3 protein-coding genes are annotated in these 3,519 nt (G+C 59.5%); 2 read left to right on the top strand and 1 reads right to left on the bottom strand.

The genetic code is table 11. The features are described 5' to 3' along the window. Window positions 1-134: 134 nt before the first annotated feature. Window positions 135-1,145, bottom strand: a complete 1,011-nt coding sequence (locus ACFFAR_RS28220; RefSeq protein WP_062003572.1) for a GlxA family transcriptional regulator — start codon at window positions 1,143-1,145, stop codon at window positions 135-137. 416 nt (window positions 1,146-1,561) lie between these two features. Here ACFFAR_RS28220 and ACFFAR_RS28215 point away from each other — a divergent pair, with 416 nt between their 5' ends. Continuing rightward, window positions 1,562-2,851, top strand: a complete 1,290-nt coding sequence (locus ACFFAR_RS28215) for a serine hydroxymethyltransferase (protein ID WP_174365290.1) — start codon at window positions 1,562-1,564, stop codon at window positions 2,849-2,851. Window positions 2,852-2,878: 27 nt separating this feature from the next. Further along, on the top strand, window positions 2,879-3,519 hold a 641-nt coding region (locus ACFFAR_RS28210), incomplete at its 3' end, for a membrane dipeptidase (RefSeq protein ID WP_375508909.1).

Below are 3,519 nucleotides of genomic sequence, written 5' to 3'. Positions count from 1 at the left end.
GATCAGGCACCGGATGGGTATCGGCAATTCGATGGGGGTGCGCCGCGCAAGTTCGTAATCGATCCGCACGGGTTGCTGAAAGCCGCTTGAAGCTCGTGCTCCAAGGGCGTCGTTATGAGGCTTTAGACAAGGCCTTAAGCGGCGCTCTGGACGACCGCCATTGAAGGAACGACGGCGAGCGGTGGCAACTGGCGGCGGCGTTCGCGAGTGGGCGCCGTTCCGAATGCATCGCGATAACTCTTGCTGAAGTGGCATGCCGACTGGAACCCGCAAGCCATCGTGATGTGCATGATCGACATATCGGTCTGCAGCAACAGTTCGCGCGCGCGGCGCAGCCGCAATGTCAGGTAGTAGTGCGTCGGCGTCATGCCGAGATGTTCACGGAATAACCGCTGCAATTGCCGCTGTGACATCCCCGCGAGCCGCGCGAGTTCTTCTCGCGACAACGGCTCTTCAATGTTGTTTTCCATCAGCGAGATCACTTCGAACAGCGACTTGTTGGCCGACCCGAGGCGCGCGACGAGCGGCATGCGCTGCTGCGCGCTGGTATCGCGAACATGCTCCACGATGAACTGTTCCGCGATCTGCGTGACCTTCGCAGATCCCACACGCGTGGCGATCAGGTTCAGCATCATGTCGAGCGGCGCGACGCCGCCGGTACACGTCACACGATCCCGGTCGATAACAAAAAGCTCCTTGAGAAATCGTGTGTCGGGAAATTCTTCTTTAAGCGCCGACATGTTTTCCCAATGGATCGCGCATGCGTAACCGGCGAGCAGACCCGCGCGTGCGAGTGCATACGTTCCGGTGCAAAGGCTCCCCAGCGCGCTACCGAGTCGCGCGAAGCGGCGCAACGCAGCGAGATGGGCCGCCGTGGTTTCACGTTGCACATCGATACCGCCCACCACGAACACGATATCCGGTTGCCCTACGCAATCGACCGGGCCGGTATCGACGGAAAGACCGTTGCTTGCCGCCACCGGCCCACCTTCCGGGCTCACGACGGACCACGTATAAAGCTTTTGCCCCGTCAGATAGTTCGCCATGCGCAGCACTTCGATAGCGTTGGTGAACGCGATCATCGTGAAGTTCGGTAGCGGCATGAACGCAAAGTGCGCGAGCGACGCGGTGCGATCGGGGGACATGGAGGAATGATTCCTTCGAATCTTTGGGTTGCTGTGTCGTGGGGCACGACTATGGACATTTTGTAGATGTTTGCAACTAGCATGCCATCAGGCTAAACCCTATTGGCATTGAAGCTTACGCAAATGTAAGTGCCAAGCAGCGCACCGGGACGGGGATAGCGTGCAAGTCGCGCACCGCGCGAGCGCGCGAATTGTCCGCCGCAGTGCAGCAACAGACCGCTTAACTCAAAGCGTCCGTTGCGACTTGTGTAAAACGGACGCTCATGTCGGAAAAGGCCAAGAACACGTCTAAATTCATAAATTGGCGGATTCAGCGAAAGTCAAGAATAGACGCATCAGGAAGGGGTTTCAAACGCTTCGGCATGACGAATTCACTTTCCAAAATACGACTTGTCCCCGAACCCACGGATGCTTCAATGGCAAATTCCACGACCCGCCCCGCCGCGCCTTTCTTTGACGAACCGCTTGCGACTCGCGATGCATCCGTGCGCAGCGCGATCCTCAAGGAACTGGAGCGCCAGCAATCGCAAATCGAATTGATCGCGTCGGAAAACATCGTGTCGCGTGCGGTGCTCGAGGCGCAGGGTTCGGTGCTGACGAACAAATACGCGGAAGGGTACCCGGGCAAGCGTTATTACGGCGGTTGCGAATTCGTCGATGAAATCGAAACGCTTGCCATTGATCGCGTGAAGCAGATCTTCAACGCGCAGTTCGCGAACGTGCAACCGCACTCGGGCGCACAGGCCAACGGCGCGGTGATGCTGGCGCTGACCAAGCCTGGCGACACGGTGCTCGGCATGTCGCTCGATGCGGGAGGCCACCTGACACATGGCGCCAAGCCAGCCATGTCCGGCAAGTGGTTCAACGCGGTGCAGTACGGCGTGAATCGCGAGACCATGTTGATCGATTACGAGCAGATCGAAGAACTTGCGATGCAGCACAAGCCGACGTTGCTGATCGCAGGTTTCTCGGCCTACCCCCGCGAACTTGACTTCGCGCGCTTGCGTGCCATTGCCGACAAGGCCGGCTCGAAGCTCATGGTCGACATGGCGCACATCGCCGGCGTGATCGCAGCGGGGCGTCATCAGAATCCGGTCGAGCATGCGCACGTGGTGACATCTACCACGCACAAGACCTTGCGCGGTCCGCGTGGCGGCTTTGTGCTGACCAACGACGAAGACATCGCCAAGAAGATCAATTCCGCGGTTTTCCCCGGCCTCCAGGGCGGCCCGCTCATGCATGTGATCGCCGGCAAGGCCGTTGCCTTCGGCGAGGCGCTGCAGCCTTCGTTCAAGACGTATATCGACAATGTGCTGGCGAATGCCAGGGGGCTGGGCGAAGTGCTCAAGGCCGGTGGCGTGGATCTCGTCACGGGCGGCACGGATAACCACTTGCTGCTCGTCGACCTGCGTCCGAAGGGATTGAAGGGCAATCAGGTCGAGCATGCGTTGGAACGCGCCGGCATCACCTGCAACAAGAACGGCATCCCGTTCGATCCGGAAAAGCCCACAGTCACTTCGGGCGTGCGCCTCGGTACGCCGGCCGGCACCACGCGCGGTTTTGGCGTGGCCGAATTCCGCGATATTGGCCGCCTGATCGTGGAGGTGTTCGACGCGCTGCGCGACCATCCGGAAGGCCATGCCGACACAGAACACCGCGTGCGCCGCGAGATCTTCGCGCTGTGCGAACGCTTCCCCATTTATTGATTACGTCCTCCCATTCTGGAGCATGAGATGAGCACACTGCACGACACCAGCATCATCATCGACGGGCTGAATATTTCGAAGTTCGAGCCTTCTGTGTTCGAGGACATGAGAAAGGGCGGCGTGACCGCAGTGAATTGCACCGTGTCGGTCTGGGAGAGCTTCCAGAAGACCGTGGACAACATCGCCGAGATGCGCCAGATGATGCGCGAACACAGCGACATTCTCACGCTCGTGCGCACCACCGACGACATCCGCCGCGCCAAGCAGGAGAACAAGACGGGCATCATCTTCGGTTTCCAGAACGCGCATGCGTTCGAGGACAACCTCGGTTATATCGAAACGTTCAAGCAGCTCGGCGTGAACGTCGTGCAGCTTTGCTACAACACGCAGAACCTGGTTGGTACAGGATGTTATGAGCGCGACGGCGGTCTTTCCGGGTTCGGCCGCGAAGTGATCCAGGAGATGAATCGCGTGGGCATCATGGTCGACCTTTCGCACGTGGGCGGCAAGACGTCTTCGGAAGCGATCGCTGCATCCACGAAGCCGGTCTGCTATTCGCACTGCTGCCCTTCGGGCCTGAAGGAACATCCGCGCAACAAGACCGACGAACAGCTCAAGGAAATCGTCGACGCCGGCGGTTTTGTCGGCGTGACGATGTTCGCGCCGTT

The organism is uncultured Caballeronia sp., assembly GCF_964243625.1.
Taxonomy (GTDB): domain Bacteria; phylum Pseudomonadota; class Gammaproteobacteria; order Burkholderiales; family Burkholderiaceae; genus Caballeronia.
The sequence above is the reverse complement of the archived record's forward strand: the minus strand, read 5'-3'. Positions and strand labels throughout refer to the sequence as shown.

What these genes read in the sequence shown, in the direction of transcription:
- ACFFAR_RS28220 (WP_062003572.1), bottom strand. Translation starts at nt 1,145, where the DNA reads ATGTCCCCCGATCGCACCGCGTCGCTCGCGCACTTTGCGTTCATGCCG.
- ACFFAR_RS28215 (WP_174365290.1), top strand. Translation starts at nt 1,562, where the DNA reads ATGGCAAATTCCACGACCCGCCCCGCCGCGCCTTTCTTTGACGAACCG.